Source organism: Achromobacter sp. ISS7 (assembly GCF_056523125.1).
The window spans coordinates 191,003-214,529 of the sequence record NZ_JAWRZD010000001.1 but is presented as its reverse complement, the minus strand read 5'-3'; the positions used below and the strand labels follow the sequence as shown (position 1 = coordinate 214,529).

Annotated in this window: 23 protein-coding genes; 15 read left to right on the top strand and 8 right to left on the bottom strand. The window is 66.7% G+C overall.

Going from position 1 to position 23,527, the window contains the following annotated elements:
- Positions 1–16: 16 nt before the first annotated feature.
- From sdhA to AC1HFW_RS00925, 4 genes are all read right to left on the bottom strand, one after another.
- A complete protein-coding gene (gene sdhA, locus AC1HFW_RS00940) occupies positions 17–1,795 on the bottom strand; it encodes a succinate dehydrogenase flavoprotein subunit (protein WP_054429534.1) in 1,779 nt (592 codons plus the stop codon).
- 3 nt (positions 1,796–1,798) lie between these two features.
- On the bottom strand, positions 1,799–2,182 hold the full coding sequence (gene sdhD / locus AC1HFW_RS00935; protein ID WP_006393552.1) for a succinate dehydrogenase, hydrophobic membrane anchor protein: 384 nt from the start codon (positions 2,180–2,182) through the stop codon (positions 1,799–1,801).
- On the bottom strand, positions 2,183–2,599 hold the full coding sequence (gene sdhC, locus AC1HFW_RS00930) for a succinate dehydrogenase, cytochrome b556 subunit (protein WP_006393551.1): 417 nt from the start codon (positions 2,597–2,599) through the stop codon (positions 2,183–2,185). It abuts the gene before it with no gap.
- 121 nt (positions 2,600–2,720) lie between these two features.
- Positions 2,721–3,500, bottom strand: coding sequence for a GntR family transcriptional regulator (locus AC1HFW_RS00925; protein WP_479281540.1), 780 nt, complete (start codon positions 3,498–3,500; stop codon positions 2,721–2,723).
- A gap of 357 nt (positions 3,501–3,857) precedes the next feature.
- Between AC1HFW_RS00925 and AC1HFW_RS00920 the strand changes: the two genes are divergently transcribed.
- The 15 genes from AC1HFW_RS00920 to AC1HFW_RS00850 all read left to right on the top strand — a co-directional run bounded on the left by AC1HFW_RS00920 (position 3,858) and on the right by AC1HFW_RS00850 (position 19,467).
- Positions 3,858–4,847: a malate dehydrogenase gene (locus AC1HFW_RS00920; protein ID WP_054429535.1), complete on the top strand. Its 990-nt coding sequence runs from the start codon at positions 3,858–3,860 to the stop codon at positions 4,845–4,847.
- Positions 4,848–5,124: 277 nt separating this feature from the next.
- Entirely contained in the window at positions 5,125–6,015 is an 891-nt protein-coding gene (gene prpB / locus AC1HFW_RS00915) for a methylisocitrate lyase (RefSeq protein WP_006393548.1), read from the top strand.
- A gap of 96 nt (positions 6,016–6,111) precedes the next feature.
- Positions 6,112–7,317 (top strand): bifunctional 2-methylcitrate synthase/citrate synthase, encoded by a 1,206-nt coding sequence (gene prpC, locus AC1HFW_RS00910; RefSeq protein ID WP_006393547.1) that lies wholly within the window; start codon positions 6,112–6,114, stop codon positions 7,315–7,317.
- 79 nt (positions 7,318–7,396) lie between these two features.
- Positions 7,397–8,848, top strand: coding sequence for a bifunctional 2-methylcitrate dehydratase/aconitate hydratase (locus AC1HFW_RS00905; RefSeq protein ID WP_061072137.1), 1,452 nt, complete (start codon positions 7,397–7,399; stop codon positions 8,846–8,848).
- A gap of 398 nt (positions 8,849–9,246) precedes the next feature.
- Entirely contained in the window at positions 9,247–9,675 is a 429-nt protein-coding gene (locus AC1HFW_RS00900) for a CopD family protein (RefSeq protein ID WP_192579587.1), read from the top strand.
- 34 nt (positions 9,676–9,709) lie between these two features.
- On the top strand, positions 9,710–11,500 hold the full coding sequence (locus tag AC1HFW_RS00895) for a THUMP domain-containing class I SAM-dependent RNA methyltransferase (RefSeq protein WP_479281539.1): 1,791 nt from the start codon (positions 9,710–9,712) through the stop codon (positions 11,498–11,500).
- 248 nt (positions 11,501–11,748) lie between these two features.
- Positions 11,749–11,937, top strand: coding sequence for a hypothetical protein (locus tag AC1HFW_RS00890; protein ID WP_006393542.1), 189 nt, complete (start codon positions 11,749–11,751; stop codon positions 11,935–11,937).
- A gap of 155 nt (positions 11,938–12,092) precedes the next feature.
- Positions 12,093–12,608 (top strand): RDD family protein, encoded by a 516-nt coding sequence (locus AC1HFW_RS00885; RefSeq protein ID WP_006393541.1) that lies wholly within the window; start codon positions 12,093–12,095, stop codon positions 12,606–12,608.
- A 150-nt stretch (positions 12,609–12,758) separates the two neighbouring features.
- Positions 12,759–13,667 (top strand): DUF2167 domain-containing protein, encoded by a 909-nt coding sequence (locus AC1HFW_RS00880; RefSeq protein ID WP_061072139.1) that lies wholly within the window; start codon positions 12,759–12,761, stop codon positions 13,665–13,667.
- 3 nt (positions 13,668–13,670) lie between these two features.
- Positions 13,671–14,396, top strand: a complete 726-nt coding sequence (locus tag AC1HFW_RS00875) for a site-2 protease family protein (RefSeq protein ID WP_479281538.1) — start codon at positions 13,671–13,673, stop codon at positions 14,394–14,396.
- Positions 14,397–14,502: 106 nt separating this feature from the next.
- The gene (locus AC1HFW_RS00870; RefSeq protein ID WP_104021583.1) at positions 14,503–15,375 is read left to right on the top strand and encodes a UDP-2,3-diacylglucosamine diphosphatase; all 873 of its coding nucleotides are present in this window, start codon (positions 14,503–14,505) and stop codon (positions 15,373–15,375) included.
- Positions 15,376–15,503: 128 nt separating this feature from the next.
- Positions 15,504–17,171 (top strand): acetate--CoA ligase, encoded by a 1,668-nt coding sequence (locus AC1HFW_RS00865; RefSeq protein WP_006393537.1) that lies wholly within the window; start codon positions 15,504–15,506, stop codon positions 17,169–17,171.
- Positions 17,172–17,217: 46 nt separating this feature from the next.
- On the top strand, positions 17,218–17,739 hold the full coding sequence (locus AC1HFW_RS00860) for a gamma carbonic anhydrase family protein (protein ID WP_006389349.1): 522 nt from the start codon (positions 17,218–17,220) through the stop codon (positions 17,737–17,739).
- Between the two features lie 86 nt (positions 17,740–17,825).
- On the top strand, positions 17,826–18,755 hold the full coding sequence (gene hslO / locus AC1HFW_RS00855; RefSeq protein WP_061072140.1) for an Hsp33 family molecular chaperone HslO: 930 nt from the start codon (positions 17,826–17,828) through the stop codon (positions 18,753–18,755).
- A gap of 73 nt (positions 18,756–18,828) precedes the next feature.
- The gene (locus tag AC1HFW_RS00850) at positions 18,829–19,467 is read left to right on the top strand and encodes a TadE/TadG family type IV pilus assembly protein (protein WP_479281537.1); all 639 of its coding nucleotides are present in this window, start codon (positions 18,829–18,831) and stop codon (positions 19,465–19,467) included.
- Between the two features lie 82 nt (positions 19,468–19,549).
- Here AC1HFW_RS00850 and ftsB read toward each other — a convergent pair whose 3' ends face one another.
- The 4 genes from ftsB to AC1HFW_RS00830 all read right to left on the bottom strand — a co-directional run bounded on the left by ftsB (position 19,550) and on the right by AC1HFW_RS00830 (position 23,525).
- Positions 19,550–20,005: a cell division protein FtsB gene (gene ftsB, locus AC1HFW_RS00845; RefSeq protein WP_479281536.1), complete on the bottom strand. Its 456-nt coding sequence runs from the start codon at positions 20,003–20,005 to the stop codon at positions 19,550–19,552.
- 64 nt (positions 20,006–20,069) lie between these two features.
- Positions 20,070–21,356: a phosphopyruvate hydratase gene (eno, locus tag AC1HFW_RS00840; RefSeq protein ID WP_006393534.1), complete on the bottom strand. Its 1,287-nt coding sequence runs from the start codon at positions 21,354–21,356 to the stop codon at positions 20,070–20,072.
- Positions 21,357–21,360: 4 nt separating this feature from the next.
- On the bottom strand, positions 21,361–21,645 hold the full coding sequence (locus tag AC1HFW_RS00835) for a DUF1330 domain-containing protein (RefSeq protein ID WP_006389344.1): 285 nt from the start codon (positions 21,643–21,645) through the stop codon (positions 21,361–21,363).
- Between the two features lie 227 nt (positions 21,646–21,872).
- Entirely contained in the window at positions 21,873–23,525 is a 1,653-nt protein-coding gene (locus AC1HFW_RS00830) for a CTP synthase (RefSeq protein ID WP_238892088.1), read from the bottom strand.
- Positions 23,526–23,527 lie beyond the last annotated feature (2 nt).

Below are 23,527 nucleotides of genomic sequence, written 5' to 3'. Positions count from 1 at the left end.
TAGGCTCTATCCGGACTTAGAAGGTACGCGCCTTGGGCGGGAAGGACTCGACCGTCAGCGGCTTCATCTGCACAGGCTTGTAATCCAGGCGGCTGCCTTCGGAGTACCACAGCGTGTGCTTGAGCCAGTTCTCGTCGTCGCGGGTCGGGTGGTCGTCCAGCGCATGGGCGCCACGGCTTTCGGTGCGGTTGGCGGCCGACTTGATGGTGGCGCGGGCCACTTCGGTCATGTTGGCCAGCTCCAGCGCCTCGACGCGCGCGGTGTTGAACACCTTGGACTTGTCCTTGAAATAGATGTTGTCGGCTTGCTTGGCCAGGTCTTCGATCTGGGTCACGCCTTCGTTCAGCAGTTCCAGCGTGCGGAACACGCCGCAGTGGCGCTGCATCGAGAAGCGGATGGCGTTGCCGATGTCCTGGGTCTTCTCGCCCGAAGTGCGCGATTCCAGCTTGTTGACGCGGTCCAGCGAGAATTCGACGGCTTGCTGCGGCACGGGCTGGTGCGCGTGCTGGCGTTCCGGATGCGAATTGACGATGTGGTTGCCGGTGGCGCGACCGAACACGATCAGGTCCAGCAGCGAGTTGGTGCCCAGGCGGTTGGCGCCGTGCACCGACACCGCGGCGCATTCGCCGATGGCGTACAGGCCGTTGACGATCTTGTTCTCGCCGTTTTCGCGCGTCAGCACCTGGCCGTGGTAGTTGGCCGGGATGCCGCCCATCTGGTAGTGGATGGTGGGGACGACGGGGATCGGTTCCTTGATCGGGTCGACGTTGCCGAACTTGATGGCGATTTCGCGGATCGAGGGCAGGCGCTTGTTGATGACGTCGGCGCCGAGGTGGTCGAGCTTGAGCACCACGTAGCTGCCGTCCGGACCGCAACCGCGGCCTTCCTTGATTTCCTGGTCCATCGAGCGCGACACGAAGTCACGCGGGGCCAGATCCTTCAGCGTGGGCGCGTAGCGTTCCATGAAACGCTCGCCGTCCTTGTTCAGCAGGATGCCGCCTTCGCCGCGCACGCCTTCGGTGATCAGCACGCCGGCGCCGGCCACGCCGGTCGGGTGGAATTGCCAGAATTCCATGTCCTGCAGCGGGATGCCCGCGCGGGCGGCCATGCCCAGGCCGTCACCGGTGTTGATGAAGGCGTTGGTCGACGCGGCCCAGATACGGCCGGCGCCGCCGGTGGCCAGCACCGTGGTCTTGGCTTCCAGGATGTAGATCTCGCCCGTTTCCATTTCGAGGGCGGTCACGCCCACGACGTCGCCGGCTTCGTTGCGCAGCAGGTCCAGCGCCATCCATTCGACGAAGAACTGGGTGCGGGCGGCAACGTTGCGCTGGTACAGGGTGTGCAGCAGCGCATGACCGGTACGGTCGGCAGCGGCACAGGCGCGCTGGACCGGCTTTTCACCGAAGTTGGCGGTGTGGCCGCCGAACGGACGCTGGTAGATGGTGCCGTCGGGGTTGCGGTCGAACGGCATGCCGAAGTGCTCGAGCTCGTACACGGCGTTCGGGGCTTCGCGGCACATGAATTCGATGGCGTCCTGGTCGCCCAGCCAGTCCGACCCCTTGACGGTGTCGTACATGTGCCAGTACCAGTTGTCTTCGCTCATGTTGCCCAGCGAGGCGCTCACGCCGCCTTGCGCGGCCACGGTGTGCGAACGCGTGGGGAACACTTTGGACAGCACCGCAACGGACAGGCCCGCTTGGGACAGTTGCAGCGAACAACGCATGCCGGCTCCGCCGGCGCCAACGACCACCACATCAAACTGGCGGCGCGGCAAGGATTTCAGGACAGAGACCACGGCTTAGATGCTCCAGAGGATTTGCGCGAAGTAAACGACCGTACCGATCAACCAGAGGATCGTCAGCACTTGCAGCAGCAGGCGCAGGCCCACCGGCTTGACGTAGTCCATCCAGATGTCGCGCACGCCAATCCAGGCATGCCAGGCCAACGCAAAGAAGGCAAGGGAGGCCAGGATCTGGCCAACCGGAATGAAGCCCACGTAGAAATTGAACAGCTTGACCCAGTGTTCGTACGTGAAGGCGGGCATCGTCAGGATGCCGATGAGCAGCACCAGCGTGTACACGGCCATGATGACGGCGGTGATGCGCTGGATGATGAAGTCCATGACGCCATAATGGGCGCCGACGACCAGGCGCTTGGGTCCGTAGTTTTTAGCGGCGGCCATTTACAGCACTCCGAACAGTTTGAGACCGAACACCAGCGTCAGCGCCAGGCTGACACCGAAGACCACGCCGGCGCTTTTCTTGGCCGACAGCTTGTCGATACCCAGGTGCAGGTCCAGCAGCAGGTAGCGGATGCCGGCACAGAAGTGGTGCAGGTAGCCCCAGATCAGGACCAGGAAGACCAGCTTGACGATCGGGTTGGCCGCGATGGAGGCGATCCATGCGAACGACTGCGGCGCGGCCACGCTCGCTGCGAACAGCGGAACGATGACCAAGGGCAAACAGAGGAACAGCAGTATGCCGCTGATGCGGTGCAGGATGGACAGCTTGCCGGCCAGGGGCAGGCGATAGGAGAACGCAACTTGGGCAAGCCCAATATTGCGAAACTGCGGACGTGGCTTGGCAGCGGTGTCGGACATGACGGCCTCGGTGTTTCGGAACTAGGGAATCGTGACGGCGCTAATGCCGTGGCCCTTGCGGGCAAACACGGTATTTTCGCCCAGAGATTGGGTTGGTATCAAATCGTAGATAAAAAGCTCATCAATTCAGACTATTGCGGTAGTGGTAGCGATCGGTCAAGTACAAGCCCCGGCGAATTTCCATGGGGCGGTCACCATACGTGTACGACACGCGATCCACCTGCAACAACGGCGCGCCGGCGGCAACATTAAGCCACGTACAGACTTCGGCCGGCGCCGCCACGGCGCGCAGCTTTTCGTCCGCGCGCACCATGCTCACGCCGAACTCGGATTCAAACAGGCCATAGAGCGGCGCCTTGTTGGCGGTCAGCAGCTCCTGGGTGAGGCCGCGGAAGATCGATCCGGGCAGCCAGATGTCGTCCAGCACGGTGGGCGCCTGCCCCATGCACAGCAGCCGGCGGATCGAGATCACGGTTTCGCCGGCGCGCAGGTCGAGCGCGCGCGCGATCTCGGCCGGGGCGCGCAGGCGGCGGCACTCGAGGATGCGGCTTTCCGCCCGCACGGCCTCGCCCTCTTCATCGGGGGCCAGGCGCAGGAAACGGTAGCGCACACGGGCTTCATGGTGGGTGGCGACGAAGGTGCCCTTGCCCTGGCGACGCAGCAGCAAGTGTTCGGCGGCCAGCTCATCGACCGCCTTGCGCACCGTGCCCTGGCTCACCTGGAAACGGGCGGCCAGATCGATTTCGCTGGGGATGAGTTCGCCGGGCTTCCATTCGCCGCGGTCCAGGCTCTGCACGAGCAGGTCCTTGATCTGGCGGTACAGCGGACTGAAAGCGGCCCCCTCGCCCGTCGGACGGGCGGCGCGTGTGCGTAGGGGAGTTTCGGGCCGGGGGTCTGCCATGGATCGTCTTGGAAGTGTCATGTTCATCCGGAGAATGGAAAGGCAGCGCAAACGATGCGGTTTCCATTCGCATGCGCTGCTGCGTTGCCGGTGTTCTGGCCTGATACAGGCGCGCAGCCGGCGGTGCTGCGGCGCATTCGAACAAACGCTCTATTGTGGCATATCGGGGGCGGCGCTGTCCAACGTCTTATGTCTTATATAAGATATAAGATCAATTGACGCACCCGTAAATTAGTTCTAGGATTTCTGTCTGTCCGGCAACCTGTCCGCCCCTCGCGCGCGGAGGGCCTTCGCCGCTCAACGGATTACACTGATTGGTGAGATTTTTTTCTCGCCACACCATTACGGAGAACGTCCATGTCTAAGCCTGCCTTGCGTGTCGCCGTCACCGGCGCCGCCGGCCAAATCGGTTACGCCCTGCTGTTCCGCATCGCCTCCGGCGAAATGCTGGGCAAAGATCAGCCCGTCATTCTGCAACTGCTCGAAATTCCCGACGAGAAAGCGCAAAAGGCCCTGAAGGGCGTCATCATGGAACTGGATGACTGCGCCTTCCCGCTGCTGCAGGAAGTCACCGCCCACAGCGATCCGCGCACGGCGTTCAAGGATGCGGACGTGGCCCTGCTGGTCGGCGCCCGCCCGCGCGGCCCCGGCATGGAACGCAAGGACCTGCTGTCGGTCAACGCCCAGATCTTCACGGCCCAGGGCAAGGCCCTGAACGACGTCGCCAGCCGCAACGTCAAGGTCCTGGTGGTCGGCAACCCGGCCAACACCAACGCCTACATCGCCATGAAGTCGGCGCCGGACCTGCCCGCCAAGAACTTCACCGCCATGCTGCGCCTGGACCACAACCGCGCCCTGTCGCAACTGGCCGCCAAGTCGGGCAAGGCCGTGGCCGACATCGAAAAGCTGGTCGTGTGGGGCAACCACTCGCCCACCATGTACCCCGACTTCCGCTTCGCCACCGTCGGCGGCGAATCGCTGTCCAAGCTGATCAACGACGACGCCTGGAACCGCGACACGTTCATCCCCACCGTGGGCAAGCGCGGCGCCGCCATCATCGAGGCCCGTGGCCTGTCGTCGGCCGCCTCGGCCGCCAACGCCGCCATCGACCACGTGCGTGACTGGGTCCTGGGCAGCAACGGCAAGTGGGTCACCATGGGCATCCCGTCGGATGGCTCCTACGGCATCCCCGAAGGCATCATCTACGGCGTGCCGGTCACGACCGAAAACGGCGAATACAAGCGCGTCGAAGGCCTGGAAATCGACGCCTTCTCGCGTGAACGCCTGGACTTCACGCTGAAAGAGCTCCTCGAAGAGCGCGACGGCGTCAAGGACCTGCTGAAGTAAGCAGTCATCAAGCAGAATTGGGCCCGTTGACGCGGGCCCAATTCGCAAGCGGACGGCGCGTCAACGGATGCGCCGTCCGCGGAACGCAAGCCTGCCTCTTTGCGCCCGCGCAATGAATTGTCGCGAAGGGGACAGATTTACGTTCCGCGACCGCGGTAAGGTCGTGGCCAGGCGCCGGAGCCCGATCCGGCACGGCCACCCGCCGCGGGCCCGCAGACCCAGCCATCCCAGCCGGGGCAACGTCACGACACCCGGCCCTCTATAACGGAGACTCCTCATGTCCAGACCCGAATCCGCCGGCGCCCTGTTCCGCCGCGCGCTCGCCGAAGAAAGCCCGCTGCAGATCATCGGCGCCATCAACGCCAACCACGCCCTGCTGGCCAAGCGCGCCGGCTACCGCGCCATCTATCTTTCGGGCGGCGGCGTGGCGGCGGGTTCGCTGGGCCTGCCCGACCTGGGCATCAACACCATGGACGACGTGCTGACGGACGTGCGCCGCATCACCGACGTCTGCGACGTGCCGCTGCTGGTCGACATCGACACCGGCTTCGGTCCGTCGGCGTTCAACATCGCCCGCACCGTCAAGAGCCTGATCAAGTTCGGCGCCGCCGCCTGCCACATCGAGGACCAGGTCGGCGCCAAGCGCTGCGGCCACCGTCCGGGCAAGGAAATCGTCAGCACCGAGGAAATGGCCGACCGCGTCAAGGCCGCGGCCGACGCCCGCACCGACAGCGACTTCTACCTGATCGCGCGCACCGACGCCATCGCCTCGCACGGCGTGGACGCCGCCATCGAGCGCGCGCTGGCCTGCGTCGAAGCCGGCGCCGACGCCATCTTCGCCGAAGCCGCCTACGACCTGCCGACCTACGACCGCTTCGTCAAGGCCGTCAACGTGCCGGTGCTGGCCAACATCACCGAATTCGGCAAGACGCCGCTGTTCTCGGTGGAAGAGCTCAAGAGCGTGGGCGTGGGCATGGTGCTCTACCCGCTGTCGGCCTTCCGCGCCATGAACAAGGCCGCCGAGGCCGTCTACACCGCGATCCGCCGCGACGGCCACCAGAAGAACGTGGTCGACCTGATGCAGACGCGCGAAGAACTGTACGACCGCATCGGCTACCACGAATTCGAATCGCGCCTGGACGCCCTGTTCCAGAAGGGCAAGGCCTGAGCGCGCGCCACCGTATCCGGCGCCGCGGCGACCCCGCGGCGCCCCGCTTCCCCCATTGCATTGCATCGACCACCGCGAAAGGAAAGGAGTAGAGACATGAGCACGGCTCCCAAGAAGCAAGCAGCCAAGACGGACGCCACCCCGGCCGCCAAGCCGGAAGAAAAGGCCGGCTTCAAGCCCAAGAAATCGGTCGCGCTGTCCGGCGTGGTCGCCGGCAACACGGCGCTGTGTACCGTCGGCCGCAGCGGCAACGACCTGCACTACCGCGGCTACGACATCCTGGACATCGCCCACACCAGCGAGTTCGAGGAAATCGCCCACCTGCTGGTCCACGGCAAGCTGCCCAACAAGGCCGAACTGAAGGCCTACAAGGAAAAGCTGCGCTCGCTGCGCGGCCTGCCGGTCCAGCTGCAGGACGCGCTGGAAGCGCTGCCCGCCGCCAGCCACCCGATGGACGTGATGCGCACGGCCGTCTCGGTGCTCGGCTGCGTGCTGCCCGAGAAGGACGACCACAACCTGCCCGGCGCGCGCGACATCGCCGACCGCCTGATGGCCAACCTGGGCTCGGCCCTGCTGTACTGGTACCACTACAGCCACAACGGCCGCGTGATCGACGTGCAGACCGACGATGACAGCATCGGCGGCCACTTCCTGCACCTGCTGCACGGCGAGAAGCCCAGCGACGAATGGGTCAAGGCGATGCACATCTCGCTGAACCTGTACGCCGAGCACGAGTTCAACGCGTCCACCTTCACCGCCCGCGTCATCGCCGGCACCGGCTCGGACATGTTCTCGGCCATCACCGGCGCCATCGGCGCGCTGCGCGGCCCCAAGCACGGCGGCGCCAACGAAGTCGCCTTCGACGTGCAGAAGCGCTACGAGACGCCCGACGAAGCCGAGGCCGACATCCGCCGCCGCGTCGAGGCCAAGGAAGTCATCATCGGCTTCGGCCACCCGGTCTACACCGTGTCCGACCCGCGCAACAAGGTCATCAAGGAAGTGGCCAAGAAGCTCTCCAAGAAGGCCGGCAGCACCAAGATGTTCGACATCGCCGAACGCCTCGAGACGGTCATGTGGGACATCAAGAAGATGTTCCCCAACCTGGACTGGTTCTCGGCCGTCAGCTACCACATGATGGGCGTGCCCACCGCCATGTTCACTCCGCTGTTCGTGATCGCGCGCACCGCGGGCTGGTCGGCCCACATCATCGAGCAACGCGTCGACAACAAGATCATCCGCCCGACCGCCAACTACGTCGGTCCGGAAGATCAGAAGTTCGTGCCGATCGACAAGCGCAAGTAAGACGACATGGGCCTGCCGACGCCTTCCCCCGCGCCGCGCGGGCCCAGTGCCGCCTGTATTCACTCAGGAGAGGTACCCAATGTCTGCCCCGATCTCCAACGTCCGTCCCGAGCCCGACCAGGTCCTGGTCGATATCGCCGACTACGTACTGAACTATGAAATCCAGAGCGGCCTGGCCTACGAGACCGCCCGCAACTGCCTGATCGACACCCTCGGCTGCGGCCTCGAGGCGCTGGAATACCCGGCGTGCCGCAAGCTGCTGGGCCCCATCGTCCCCGGCACCGTCGTGCCGCACGGCGCCAAGGTGCCTGGCACCCAATTCCAGCTTGATCCGGTACAAGCCGCGTTCAACATCGGCGCGATGATCCGCTGGCTCGATTTCAACGACACCTGGCTGGCCGCCGAATGGGGCCACCCGTCCGATAACCTGGGCGGCATCCTGGCCACCGCCGACTGGCTCTCGCGCACCGCCGTCGCCGCCGGCAAGCCGCCGCTGACGATGCGCGCCGTGCTGACTGGCATGATCAAGGCGCACGAGATCCAGGGCTGCATCGCGCTGGAAAACTCCTTCAACAAGGTCGGCCTGGACCACGTGGTGCTGGTCAAGGTGGCGTCCACCGCCGTGGTGGCGCAGATGCTGGGCCTCACCCGCGACGAAGTCATCAACGCCGTCTCGCTGGCCTGGGTCGACGGCCAGAGCCTGCGCACCTATCGCCACGCCCCCAACACCGGCAGCCGCAAGAGCTGGGCCGCCGGCGACGCCACCAGCCGCGCCGTGCGCCTGGCGCTGATCGCCCGCACCGGCGAGATGGGCTACCCCTCGGTGCTCTCCGCCAAGACCTGGGGCTTCTACGACGTGCTGTTCAAGGGCCAGCCGTTCAAGTTCCAGCGCCCCTACGGCAGCTACGTCATGGAAAACGTGCTGTTCAAGATCTCGTTCCCGGCCGAGTTCCACTCGCAGACCGCGGTCGAATGCGCCATGCAGATCCACGACCGCCTCAAGTCCCTGGGCAAGTCCGCCGACGACATCGCCAGCATCACCATCCGCACCCACGAGGCGTGCATCCGCATCATCGACAAGAAGGGTCCGCTGAACAACCCCGCCGACCGCGACCACTGCATCCAGTACATGGTCGCCGTCCCGATCCTGTTCGGCCGCCTGACCGCCGCCGACTACGAGGACGACGTCGCCGCCGACCCGCGCATCGACGCCCTGCGCGACAAGATCACCTGCGTCGAGGACCCGGCCTACACCCGCGACTACCACGACCCCGACAAGCGCTCCATCGCCAATGCCCTGACCGTCAAGTTCACCGACGGCACCCAGCTCGACGAGGTCGTCTGCGAATACCCCATCGGCCACAAACGCCGCCGCGCCGACGGCATCCCCCAACTGGAAGCCAAGTTCCGCACCAACCTGGCCCGCATCTTCCCCGCCCGCCAACAGGCCCGCATCCTGGAAGCATCGCTGGACCAGAAAAAGCTGGAAGCAATGCCCGTCCACGAATACGTCGACCTGTATGTGATCTAAGGCGACAAGCAAACGCCTCCCCACCACCGCGCAGCGAACCTTCTGCCGACGCAAACCCCAACGCGTAAGTCAAAACCGGCCGCCCGCGCGGCCGGTTTTGACGGGCCCCGCAAACCTCTCCACACCCCCACCGGTCTGGCAGCACCTCATTTCTCGAACCCCGTAGCCCCTCGCGGCGGCGGATTGGGGGGCGGGCAACCTCGATGCGCCCGAGGGAATCCGAAGGGAGCCGCAGGCGGACGAGGATGACGCAGGGGCAGTCCGGAGCGAACGCTCCGGACCGCAATCGTGGGCGCCCGCCCCCCAATCCGCCGCCGCGAGGGGCGACCTACGAAGAACCTCCAGCCCCCAGCAATTACAATCTCCCTTCCCCAAGAAAACAGAGACCGAACCCCACCATGTCCATGCTCTGGGTAAAAACCTTCCACATCGTCTTCATCGCCTCCTGGTTCGCCGGCCTGTTCTACCTGCCCCGCATCTTCGTGAACCTGGCCCAGCAATCGGATTCGGCCGTGCAGGTCACCCTGCTCGGCATGGCGCGCCGCCTCTACCGCTTCACCACCATCCTGGCGGTCATCGCGGTGGCGCTGGGGATGTGGCTGTACCTGGGCTACGGCATCGGCGTCGGCCCCGGCAACGGCTGGATGCACGCCAAGCTCTTTTTCGTCCTGCTCGTCATCGGCTACCATCACGCCTGTGGCGTCATGCTGCGAAAATTCGAACAGGGCAAGAACACCCGTTCGCACAAGTTCTATCGCTGGTTCAACGAAGTTCCCGTCTTGCTGCTCTTGGTGGTGGTGGCGCTGGTCGTCGTCAAACCCTTCTGATTCCCCCTACCTTTGCACATTCGCCAGGATTCGTATGTCCGCTGATGACCAGGACCGCCCGCGCAAGACGCTGACGATCAAGAAAACCGCGCGCGACGCGCATGCCGAAGCCGCGCCCAAGCGCGTGCGCACCGGCGCCCGTGCCCGCCTGGTCGCCCAGAACGAGCGCGCCAAGGACAACGTCGAACGCCAGAAGGACCCCGAGGGCTACCAGCAGCGCCAGGCCGCCGCCCGCGCCGCGCGCCGGCCGGACGACCGTGAACGCGGCGACGGCCCGCGCCGTGCGGACGGCCCCCGTGGCGACAACCCGCGTCGTGGCGACGGCCCGCGCGGCGACAGCCCGCGTCGCGGCGATGGCCCGCGCGGCGACCGCCCGCGCCGTGGCGATGACGCCCGCAACGACAGCCCGCGCCGCGATGCCGCGCCGGCGCCGCGATCGGGCCGCACGCCGCAGCGCGCGCCGCGCCTGGACGACCAGTACATCGCCCCGGCCACGCCCGCCGGCCGCTTCTACGATCCGTTCGAGGATGACGGCCCCGCGCCCGAGTTCGCGCCGGAACCCGATTACGACGACGACGCGCCGATCCACGCCGGCGCAGCCCGGGACGACGACGCGCCGCGCGACCACGCGCCCGCCGTCGAGATCCGCGAACGCCGCCCGCGCGAGCCGCGCCAGGCCGAGCGTTTCAAGGTTTTCGCCCCCTGCCCGCAGGGCCTGGAAGAAGCCCTGACCGCCGAGATGCAGGCCCTGGGCTACGACGACGCCGAAGCCGGCCGCGCCGGCTGTTCCTTCACCGCCGACTGGGCCGGCGTGCAGCGCGCCAACCTGTATTCGCGCCTGGCCACCCGCATCCTGGTGCAGGTCGCCCACGCCGAGATCTCGCACGAAGACGACATCCTCGACCTGGCCCGCGACACTCCCTGGGAACGCTGGTTCGGCGCCGAGCAGACGCTGCGCGTGGACACCTCGGCGATCAAGAGCCCGGTGCAGAGCCTGCAATACTGCAACCTGCGCGCCAAGGACGGCATCTGCGACCGCCTGCGCGAGCTGGAAGGCGAACGCCCCAGCATCGACACGGTCCGCCCGGACGCGCGCGTGCACCTGTTCCTGACCGGCCACACCGCCACCCTGTACCTGGACACCTCGGGCGAATCGCTGTTCAAGCGCGGCTGGCGCCTGGACAAGGGCGACGCGCCGCTGCGCGAGAACCTGGCCGCCGGCATGCTGGCGCTGGCGGGCTGGGACCCGGCCGCGCCGCTGCTGGACCCGTTCTGCGGCTCCGGCACCATCCTGATCGAAGCCGCCTGGATCGCGCTGGGCGTGCCCCCCGGCATCTCGCGCCCGTTCGGCTTCGAGCGCCTGCGCGGCCACGACGCCTACCGCTGGCGCGACCTGAAGGACGACGCCCGCGCGCGCATCCTGCCGCAGCTGGACGCCCCGCTGGTCGGCTACGACCTGGACCCGCAGGCCGTCGAATTCGCCCGCAACAACGCCGAACGCGCCTGGCTCACCGCCGACTCGATCCGTTTCGAGGTGGGCGACGCCCGCGAAGTGCAGGCGCCGGCCGACCATGGCTGGATCGTCACCAACCCGCCCTACGGCGAGCGCATGGCGACCGAGCAGGACGCCGACCTGTGGCGCGACTGGGCCACCTGCCTGAAGCGCAATTTCGCCGGCTGGCAGCTGCACGTCATCACCAGCGACCTGACCCTGCCCAACCAGATGCGCCTCAAGCCCAAGCGCCGCGTGCCGCTGCACAACGGCGCCCTGGACTGCCGCCTGTTCGGCTTCGAGCTGGTCGCCGCCGGCTACCGCGACGCCTGACGCGCCCCTCACGCCCGGGGCGGTTCCCCCCCGGGCGCCCTCCTTTTTGCTGCCGGCCGCGCGTTGTAAAAGCGCCGCAACATCGCCCCCGTATCTTTGCTTATGGTGCCCCGCGGCGCCGATTTGGGGCATCATCAGCACCAAGGTGTTGCCGATACGCACCAGGTGCTTGCACAGTTTCAGGGTTAACCCTATAATTCGGGTTATCCCTAGTAGCTAAACAACAGTGCAAGCCCGTGGAGGCTATTGTGATCAACCCGAACAACACCATCCGCCTGACCGACGAACTTGAGCGTCAACTGATGCTCCAGGCCATCGAAGAACAGTTCCGCCCGCACCCGATGCGTGCGTTGGCCGCAGGCCTGCGTAAGCTGGCCCACGGCGTCCGTGCCCTGGCTGGCAAGACGAGCGCCAAGAACGCGCACTCCGCCGCCTGAAGCAGGACCCCCAGGCCTTCGGGCCTGAACGATTTCCCCTTGGGGGCTGCATAGCCCCTTTTATAGACCCGCCCTTACCGGCGGGTTTTTTTTATGGTCGGCACCGGGAAACCGTCAACCCACCGGGCGGTGGCTTTGTCGGATAATACCGGCCCATGACAGACGCCTTCCTCGACCAGACCCCCAACCGGCTGCGCCGGTTCGCCTGCATGATGTACGAAGCCGTGCTGCTGTTCGGCGTCGTGTTCCTGGCCGGCTACCTGATGGATACGCTGACCCAGAGCCGCAACGCGCTGGCATTGCGGCCGCTGCGCCAGGCCTGGCTATTCGTGGCGATCGGCGCCTATTTCGTGCTGTGCTGGCGCCGCCGCGGCCAGACGCTGCCGATGAAGACCTGGAACATCCGCCTGGTCGATCGCGACGGCAACCCGCCATCCACCGCGCGCCTGATCCTGCGATACGTGCTGGCCTGGCCGCTGGTGCTGGCCGGCGCCGCCGTGGTCTGGGCCGCCGCCAGCGCCACCGGCTGGCCGTCGATGGACATGTTCATCGTGGCCGCGCCCTTCGCGATCTTCCTCTGGTCGTGGGTCGATCCGGACGGCCAGTTCCTGCACGACCGCCTGCTCGGCACCCGCCTGCGCAACGCGCCGCAGCGCAAGAAAGCGCGCTGAACCCGGCGGCGGCGCACGCTGACCGCGCGCTGAACATACCTGCTTACAACTGGCAAAATCGTGCGGCGAATTTGGTGCTTGCTTTCAGAAAGTTGAAAGTCGCGCGCAAAGACAATGGGGCCCCTTTCATAGACGCTCCAATAACTAATCATGCGCGCACTCCTCTCCCGCCTGTCGCTGGCCGCCGCCAGCGCCCTCCTGTTCCTGCCGTTCGGCGCCTCGGCCCAGAACGCCGCCGCGCAACAGGAGATCGAAGCCGCGATGAAGGCCGCCTACGCGGCCGCCCAGGAAGGCCCGGCCGACGTGAAGCTGGGCGACCAGGCCGTGGTGCACCTGCCCGAATCGATGTTCTTCGTGCCGCGCATCCAGGCCGACCGCCTGATGGCCGCCTACGGCAACGGCAAGGACCCCTCGCTGCTGGGCGTGGTCATGCCCAAGAGCGACGATGACGACTGGGTCATCACCGTCAATTTCGACAAGGCCGGCTACATCAAGGACGACGACGCCAAGAACTGGAACGTCAGCGAGCTGCTGGACAGCCTGCGCGACGGCACCGAGGAATCCAACGTCGAACGCAAGAAGCGCGGCTTCCCCGAACTGGTCATGGACGGCTGGGTCGAGGCGCCCAAGTACGACAGCAACACCCAGCGCCTGGTCTGGTCGGTCGCCGTCAAGCACAAGGGCGAGTCCGCCAACGACAACCCCACGGTCAACTACAACACCTATGCGCTGGGCCGCGACGGCTACATCACGCTGGACCTGATCACGCAGAAGAACCTGGTGCCGAAGGACAAGACCGCCGTGCTGACCCTGCTGGACAACCTGAAGTACGTCGAAGGCAAGCGCTACGCCGACTTCAACTCGTCCACCGACAAGGTCGCCGAATACGGCCTGGCCGCGCTGGTCGCGGGCGTGGCCGCGAAGAAACTGGGCCTGTTCGCCGTGATCGCCGCGTTCCTGGCCAAGTTCGCCAAGGTCGGCATCCTCGCCGCCGCGGCGCTGGGCGGCGGCCTGTGGAAGCGCTTCCGCGGCAAGAAGGCCGAGCAGCAACAGTCGTAAGCAATGAAGCTGCTCCTGCTGCTGTTTTCCGGTCTCAAGTACCTGAAATTCGGCAAGCTGTTCGCCACCGGCGGCACCATGCTGCTGTCGGTGGCGGTCTACGCGTTCATCTTTGGCTGGCGCTACGCGGCGGGCTTCGTGCTGTTGCTGCTGGTGCATGAACTGGGCCACTACATCGCGGCGCGGCAACGCGGGCTGGATGTGGGCGCGCCGGTGTTCATCCCGTTCGTCGGCGCCTGGATCCAGCTCAAGGACATGCCGCACGATGCCGACACCGAGGCCTACGTGGGCCTGGGCGGCCCGCTGGCGGGCACGGTGGCGTCGCTGGCCTGCTACTTCGCGGCGCGCAGCACCGGCAGCGACCTGCTGCTGGCGCTGTCCTATGCGGGCTTCTTCATCAACCTGTTCAACCTGATCCCGCTGTCGCCGTTCGATGGCGGCCGCATCACCGCGGTGCTGTCGCCGCGCATCTGGCTGGTGGGCGTTCCGGTGCTGGTGGCGCTGTTCTTCTGGCGTCCCAGCCCGATCCTGATCCTGGTGGCCGTGCTGGCCTTTCCCAATGTGGTGCGGGCCTTCAAGTACGACCCGTCGCTGCCCGAGAACCAGGCCTATTACGGCACCACGCTGGAAAGCAAGCTGACCTACAGCTGCGCCTACCTGGGCCTGGTCTGCGTGCTGGCCATCATGGCCCACGACGTGCACGATATGCTGGGCCACCTGCGCGGCTGAGCGCCGCCTGTTTGACGGCCGTCACCACCGGCGCGGCGATGGCCGTCACAACAGCGTCACTTTTTTTTCATGTCACGGTCATCGCGGGATGGTTTCATTCCCAGGCATGACGACAGCCCCCATGGATAGCACCGTGAACGAAATCCGCCCCACGCACTGGCGCGCTCTCTGGATTTCCGACATTCACCTGGGCACCGCCGGGTGCAAGGCGGAGTTCCTGCTGGATTTCCTCGAGCACAACGATTCCGACACCCTCTACCTGGTCGGCGACATTGTCGACGGCTGGCAGCTGCGCAAGCACTGGCACTGGCCGCGGGCCCACAACGACGTGATCCAGCGCATCCTGCGCAAGGCCCGCAACGGCACCCGGGTGGTGTTCATCCCCGGCAACCATGACGAATTCGCGCGCGAGTTCGCCGGCTTTGCCTTCGGCGACATCGAGATCCTGGACGAGGACGTGCACGTGACGGCCAAGGGCCTGCGCCTGCTGGTGCTGCACGGCGACCAGTTCGACGGCGTGATCCAGCACAGCCGCTGGCTGGCCCATCTGGGCGACGGCCTCTACCAGCTGGCGCTGTGGATCAACCACCACTTCAATCGCCTGCGCCATCGCATGGGGCTGCATTACTGGTCGCTGTCCCAGTACCTCAAGCACAAGGTCAAGAACGCGGTGTCGTTCATCACCGACTTCGAGGAGGCGCTGGCCGGCGAGGCCCGCCGCCGGGGCCTGGACGGGGTGGTCTGCGGCCACATCCACAAGGCCGAGCTGCGCGACGTCGGCGGCATCCTGTACTGCAACGACGGCGACTGGGTGGAAAGCCTGTCGGCCCTGGCCGAGACCCATGACGGCCAGCTGCAGTTGCTGGACTGGGCCGCGATCCAGGCCGAGCGCCAGGCCGACCCGGCGCAACGCAAACCCCGTTCGCTGTCCCTGCCGGCGCTGCCGTCGGCACTGCGCCGCCAGGGCAAACACCCGTGATAACCCTTATACGTCCCCGTTACGCAACGGGGATATTGCAGTTCACGGCCCTCTAGGTCATGCTTGCAATTGGGGCAACGGGCAAAAACTGACCCGTTCACGCTGCAACATGCTTACAACATAGGGCCATGAACGACCAATATCAGGTGCTCTACCAAACATTCCGCTGGCTGGTTCCCACCCAGTTCAACATAGCGGAAGCGTGCTGCCACCGCTGGGCATCCAGTAGTCCGGATGCGCGGCGCATCGCCATCTACTACGAAGATGAAGCCGGCAACCGCGAGGTCTGGACCTATGCGCGGCTGGCCGAGGCCGCCAATCAGCTGGCCAATGGCCTGGTGAAGATGGGCGTGGGCCGGGGCGACCGGGTAGGTGTGGTTTTGGGACAACGCCCGGAGACCGTGGTCGCCCACATGGCCATCTACAGCGTGGGCGCGGTGGTGCTGCCGCTGTCGGCGCTGTTCGGTCCCGAAGCCCTGCAGAGCCGCCTGTGCGATTCCGAGACCCGCGTCGCCATCGTCGACCATGCCTCCAGCGCCAACCTGCTGGCCGTCAGCGACCATTGCCCCAACCTGCAGCAGATCATCGGCATCGGCTTCGCCGACGAGCGTGTCCTGCCCTGGCGCAGCCTGCTGGCGCGCCAACCCAGTGAATTCAAGCCGGTGCCGACGCGTTCGTCGGACCCCGCCATCCTGCTCTATACCTCCGGCACCACCGGCGCGCCCAAGGGCGCCCTGCTGCCGCACAGTGCGCTGATCGGCAACCTGCCGGGCTTCGTGGCCTCGCAGGACTGGTTCCCGCGGCCCGCCGACGTGTTCTGGTCGCCCGCCGACTGGGCCTGGACCGGCGGCATGATGGACGCGCTGCTGCCGACGCTGTATTTCGGCCACCCCATCGTCGGCACCCGCGGCCGTTTCTCCGTCGAACGCGCCTTCGAGCTGATGGAGCGCTACCAGGTCACCAACACTTTCCTGTTCCCGACCGCGCTGAAGATGATGATGAAGGCCGTGCCCGAGCCTCGCAATCAGTACCAGCTGGCCCTGCGGTCGATCATGAGCGCCGGTGAAAGCGTCGGCGAGACCGTCTTCGAATGGTGCCGGTCGGCGCTGGGCGTGACCCCCAACGAGATGTTCGGCCAGACCGAGATGAACTACGTGGTCGGCAACAGCCAGAAGCGCTGGCCGGCCAAGCCGGGCAGCATGGGCCGGCCCTACCCCGGCCATCGCGTGGCGGTGCTGGACGACGCCGGCCAGCCGGTGGCGGCCGGAGAAACCGGCGAGATCGCCGTGAATCGCTACGACATCCACGGTTTTCCCGACCCGATCCTGTTCCTGGGCTACTGGCGCAACGAAGCCGCCACCCAGGCCAAGTTCAAGGGCGACTGGTGCCTGACGGGCGACCTGGCCCGGATCGACGCCGACGGCTACCTCTGGTACGCCGGCCGCGCCGACGACGTGTTCAAGTCGTCCGGCTACCGCATCGGCCCCGGCGAGATCGAGAGCTGCCTGATCGGGCACCCGGCCGTGGCCAATGCCGCGGTGGTGCCCAAGCCGGACGCCGAGCGCGGCGCGGTGGTCAAGGCCTACGTGGTGCTGACGCCCGAATTCGCCCAGCGCGACCGCAGCGACATCATCGAGAACCTGCAGGAACACGTGCGCGAGCGCCTGGCGCCCTACGAGTACCCGAAGGAAATCGAGTTCGTCGACGAATTGCCCATGACCACCACCGGTAAAATCCAGCGTCGCATCCTGCGCCTGCGCGAAGAAGAACGCGCGCAAGCGTCCAGGCCCCAATGACGCGGGCGGGTCCGCAGAGACCCGCCGCCGTACCCGGAGACAGGGCATGCCCATTTACCAGCTCGACGACCTCATTCCCCGCATCGACCCCGCCGCCTACGTGGCCGACAGCGCCGACATCATCGGCAACGTCACGCTGGAGGCCGGCGTCAGCATCTGGTCGCACGTCTCGATCCGTGGCGACAACGACGCCATCCTGATCCGCCAGGGCACCAATATCCAGGAAGGCAGCGTGCTGCACGTGGATACCGGCTGTCCCATGACCATCGGCCCGAACGTCACCGTGGGCCACCAGGCCATGTTGCACGGCTGCACCATCCACGAGGGCGCGCTGGTGGGCATGCAGGCGATCGTGCTGAACAACGCCGTGATCGGCCGCAACTGCCTGATCGGCGCCGGCGCCATCATCCCGGAAGACCGGGTGATTCCGGACAATTCCCTGGTCATCGGCATCGGCAAGATCGTGCGCGAGCTGTCGGACGAGGAAATCGCCAATCTGCACAAGAACACCGCCCATTACGTGGCGCGCGGCCAACACTACAAGACCGCCCTGAAACGGCTGGCCTGACCCCGCCGCCGGGAACGTCCCGGCAAGCCCCTACGCCCCTGCCGCCGGCAGGGGGAATCGGCCGTCCGATCGGCTAACATTCCCCCATGACCGATCAGCTCAAGAAATACCTCCTCGAAGACCGCAGCGTCCGCGTCCAAGCGGTGCGCCTCACGGATACCTGGAAGGCCGTCCAGGCCAACCACGACTACCCACCCGCCATCACCCACCTGCTGGGCGAACTGGTGGCGGCCTCCACCCTGCTGGCCGCCAACATCAAGTTCGACGGCTCGCTGGTGCTGCAGATCCAGGGCGACGGCCCGATCGCCCTGCTGGTGGTGGAATGCCGTTCCGACCTCAGCCTGCGCGCCACCGTCAAGGTGCGCGAGGGCCACGAGGTGCCGGCCGATGGCGACATGCAGAGCCTGCTGAACCCCGGCGGCAACGGCCGCTTCATCGTGGTGCTGGATCCCCAGCACAAGGTGCCCGGCCAACAGGCCTACCAGGGCATCGTGCCGCTGGAAGGCGAAACCGTCGCCGAGGCCCTGCAGCACTACATGAAGGCCTCCGAACAGCTCGACACCCGCCTGTGGCTGGGCGCCGACGCCGACCATGCCGCCGGCATGCTGATCCAGCGCCTGCCCCACCATGGCGGCTCGGATGCGACCACGCTCAGCGAACAGGCCGCCACCGAGACCTGGGACCGCGCCACGGCGCTGGCCTCCACGCTCAAGCGCGACGAACTACTGGCCACCGAGATCGACACCCTGATCCACCGCCTGTTCTGGGAAGAAACGCTGGTGGCGTTCGATCCGCAGCCGGTGCGCTGGCACTGTCCGTGCACCCGCGAGCGCGTGGCCAACATGCTGCGCTCGCTGGGCCAGGTCGAGGTCGACGACATCCTGGCCGAACGCGGCCAGGTCGACGTGGCCTGCGACTTCTGCGGCAAGCCCTACGTCTTCGACGCGGTCGATTGCGCCGCGCTGTTCACCGGCAGCCAGCCGGCCAACGGCGACGCGCCGCCCACCGTGCACTGAACCCGCGCCGGGGGCCCATCCCTCGGCTTGTACGAATCGACAGGCGGTCATGCCCGCGCCACACTGGCCGGCCATGACCGCCTTTTTTATCGCCCCGCGTTCCGGCGCCGCGCGTTCGTTGCAGCGCGGCGCCGCCGCCCTTGAATTCACCCTGGTCGCCGCCCTGGTGCTGCTGCTGGCGCTGGGCACGCTCGAGGCCGTCCGCTGGCAACTGACCCGCCAGGTCGTGCACCTGGCCCTGTTGCAGGCGGCCCGCGCCGGCGCCACGGCCCACGCCGATCCCGCCCGCATCCGCGCGGCGTTCCAGCAGGCCCTGCTGCCGCTGCACGCCGGCAGCGGCGGTGAAGCCGGCGCCCGCCGCCGGCAGGCCAGCGCCCAGGCGCACATCGCCGCGCGGGTGGGCGCGTCCCCCTGGCGCATCGAGATCCTGCGGCCCGACCTGCCGGACAGCCGCAGCATCTTCCTGGCCAATACGCTCAGGCTGCGGTTGACCTACCTGTACCGTCCCCTGTTGCCGCCACTGCGCATGCTGCTGGCCGCGCTGGCCAGAACCGACGGCAGCTACGCGGCCGCGGCTTGGGCCAGCGGCCTGGCGCCGATCGCCATGGAACTCGAGCTGGAGATGCACAGCCATCCCGTGGACTGGCGCGGCGGGCGGCCGTACCCGGCCGGCGTGGTGGCCGGGGCGTGCCGCGGCCTCCACTGCCCGTGAGCGGACGGGGTGGCGCGGACATCGGCGCTGGGATGTGACGGGACCGTCGGCGGGTCCGGGCATTGCCCGGACGCGGGGCGGATCAGCGTTGGGGCGTGGCGCTGCCGTTGGCGGGCCGGGCATTGGCCGGCCGTGTGGCGGATGGGACGGATGTGGCGGCCGGGGCCGGCCTGGCGGGCGTGGCCGGCGCGCTCGCGCGCACCGGGGTGGCCGGACGGGTGGCGGCCTCGGTGGCCAGCGATGCGCCGCCCGCGGGCGGCTGGGTGTTCTGCGGCAGGATATGCACGAAGACTTCGCCGTCGCGCATCATGCCCAGTTCACCGCGGGCCCGTTCCTCGATGGCGCCGGAGCCGTTTTCCAAATCGCGGACTTCGGCTTCCAGGGCCGCGTTGCGCGCGCGCAGGCCTTCGTTGGTCTCGCGCTGCGCCGCCACCTGGCGTTGCAGGTCCCAGACCTTGAACCAGCCGCCCTTACCCAGCCAGAGCGGGTACTGGATCAGCCCTACCAGCACGAACAGCACCAGGAACAACAGGCGCATACGCAGGAACCCTCAGCAGTCGTGGCGCAAAGAAGGCCGCGGCGCGCGCCGCGGCCCGCTTACATTAACGCAAGTTGTAGAAGGCTTCCAGACCGGGGTACGACGCGACTTCGGCCAGCTCTTCCTCGATGCGCAGCAGCTGGTTGTACTTGGCCATGCGGTCCGAACGCGACAGCGAGCCGGTCTTGATCTGCATGGCGTTGGTGGCCACGGCGATATCGGCGATGGTCGAATCCTCGGTTTCGCCCGAACGGTGCGAGACGACGGCGGTGTAGCCGGCGCGCTTGGCCATTTCGATGGCGGCGAAGGTTTCGGTCAGGGTGCCGATCTGGTTGATCTTGATGAGGATCGAGTTGGCCACGCCCTTCTGGATGCCTTCGCGCAGGATCTTGGTGTTGGTGACGAACAGGTCGTCGCCCACCAGTTGCACCTTCTTGCCGAGCTGGTCGGTCAGCAGCTTCCAGCCGTCCCAGTCGTTTTCAGCCATGCCATCCTCGATCGAGATGATCGGGTACTTGTCGCACCAGGTGGCGAGCAGGTTGGTGAATTCCTGCGAGGACAGCGAGATGCCGCCTTCGCCGGCCAGCGTGTACTTGCCGTCGCGGTAGAACTCGGAGCTGGCGCAGTCCAGGCCCAGGGCGATCTGCGTGCCCGGCTCGTAGCCGGCTTCGGTGATCGCCTTCAGGATCAGCTGGATCGCGGCTTCGTGGCTGGCCACGTTGGGGGCGAAACCGCCCTCGTCTCCCACCGCGGTGGACATGCCCTGGCCGTGGATCAGCTTCTTGAGCATGTGGAAGACTTCGGCGCCCCAGCGCAGGGCTTCACGGAAGCTGCCCGCGCCCACCGGCAGGATCATCAGTTCCTGCAGGTCGAGGGTGTTGTTGGCGTGCGCGCCGCCGTTGATGACGTTCATCATCGGCACGGGCATGCTCATGGGGCCGCTGCCGCCGAAGTAGCGGTACAGCGACAGGCCGGATTCGTCGGCGGCGGCGCGGGCCACGGCCATCGAGGCGGCCAGCAGGGCGTTGGCGCCCAGGCGTTCCTTGGACTCGGTGCCGTCCAGCTCGATCAGGGTGCGATCGACGAAGGTCTGCTCCTGGGCGTCCAGGCCCATCAGCGCTTCCGAGATTTCGGTATTGAGGTTCTCGACGGCGCGCAGCACGCCCTTGCCGAGGTAGCGGCTCTTGTCGCCGTCGCGCAGCTCGATGGCTTCGCGGGCGCCGGTGGACGCGCCCGACGGCACGGCCGCGCGGCCCATGGCGCCGGATTCCAGCAACACGTCACATTCGACGGTCGGGTTGCCGCGCGAATCCAGAATCTCGCGGCCGATGATATCGACGATTGCACTCATGACTTTACATTCCCTGAACGATAAACATATTCATCACGGCCGCGCCTTCGCGGGCATTGCGGGCGCGTCGGTACTGCCAGGAGTCGTAGAAGGCCTGGGCCGCGGCCATGGACGGAAACTCCATGACGACGGTGCGGCCGGGCTCACGCCCCTCGAGGTGCCGGGATTCGCCGCCGCGCACCAGGATCTTGGCATCGTACGCGCGCATGGCGAGCGTGGACAGACGCTTGTAATCCTCGTACTGCGCGGGCTTGGTCACTGTGACGTCGGCGATGAGGTAGGCACTCATGGGGTTCCTTCAGAGCAGTTGCGTTGATGGGGTCGCGGCGCCGGACCGCATGACACGGGCAGTGTCTCGCAACACGGCCGGGCCGTGCCTGTCCGATGCTAAGTGGTTGTATCCGAAAGCAGCGCCGTGGCGCGAGGCCACGGCGCATTGTCCGCCAGGAGCGAAGGCGGGAACAAGGCCGGCGGCCCGGGCGGCGCAGATGCGCGGCTCGGTGCCGCCGACCCCCATTACGCCCCCTGGCCGCGGCGAGCCTTCTGCTCGATGGCGGCGCGGATGTAGCTGGAGAACAGCGGATGGCCGTCACGCGGGGTGGACGTGAACTCCGGGTGGAACTGGACGCCGACGAACCAGGGGTGGTCGGGCAGTTCCATCATTTCCGGCAGGTTCTCGGTCGGGGTGCGCGCGCTGATCACCATGCCGGCCTCTTCCAGGCGCGGCACGTAGACGTTGTTGACTTCGTAGCGGTGGCGATGGCGCTCGTTGACTTCGTCGCCGTAGATCGTCTGGGCGCGGGTGCCGGCCTTGATCGGCACGCGCTGCGCGCCCTTGCGCATGGTGCCGCCCAGGTCGGACGAGTTGTCGCGCTTCTCGACCTTGCCTTCGCGGTCCATCCACTCGGTGATCAACGCCACCACGGGGTGCGGCGCCGACGGATCGAACTCGGTGCTGTTGGCGCCGCCCAGGCCGGCCACGTGGCGCGCGAATTCGATCACGGCCAGTTGCATGCCCAGGCAGATGCCCAGGTACGGCACGCCGTTTTCACGGGCGTAGCGGATCGCGGCGATCTTGCCCTCGGTGCCGCGCTTGCCGAAGCCGCCCGGCACCAGGATGGCGTCCAGGTGCTTGAGCTGGTCGGTGCCGCGGGTCTCGATGTCTTCGGAATCGATGTACTCGATGTTGATCTTCGAGCGCGTGTGGATGCCGGCGTGCACCAGGGCTTCGGTCAGCGACTTGTACGATTCGGTCAGGTCGACGTACTTGCCGACCATACCGATGGTCAGCTGGTGCTCGGGGTGTTCGAGCGCGTAGACCAGGTTGTCCCACATGGACAGGTCGGCCGGCGGCGGGGTCAGGCCCAGCGCCTCGCAGACGATGTTGTCCACGCCCTGCTTGTGCAGCATGGCCGGGATCTTGTAGATCGAGTCGGCGTCCCACACCGAGATGACGGCATCCAGGGGGACGTTGGAGAACATCGAGATCTTGGCGCGCTCGTCGTCCGGGATGGGACGGTCGGCGCGGCACAGCAGCGCGTTCGGGTAGATGCCGATTTCGCGCAGCTTCTGCACCGAGTGCTGGGTCGGCTTGGTCTTGAGCTCGCCGGCGGACGCGATGAACGGCACCAGCGTCAGGTGCACGAAGGCGGCGTTGTTGCGGCCCATGCGCAGGCTCATCTGGCGCGCGGCTTCCAGGAAGGGCAGCGATTCGATGTCGCCCACGGTGCCGCCGATCTCGACGATGGCGACGTCGGTGTTGCCGTTCCAGGCGGCGTCAGCGCCACGGGCGATGAAGTCCTGGATCTCGTTGGTGATGTGCGGAATGACCTGGACGGTCTTGCCCAGGTAGTCGCCACGGCGCTCCTTGCGCAGCACCGATTCGTAGATCTGCCCGGTGGTGAAGTTGTTCACCTTGTGCATGCGGGCGGACACGAAACGCTCGTAGTGGCCCAGGTCCAGGTCGGTTTCGGCGCCGTCTTCCGTGACGAACACTTCACCGTGCTGGAACGGGCTCATGGTGCCCGGATCGACGTTGATGTAGGGGTCGAGCTTGAGCATGGTGACCTGCAGACCACGCGACTCGAGGATGGCGGCAAGCGACGCAGCGGCGATGCCCTTGCCCAGGGAAGACACCACTCCGCCGGTGACAAATACGTATTTGGTCATCG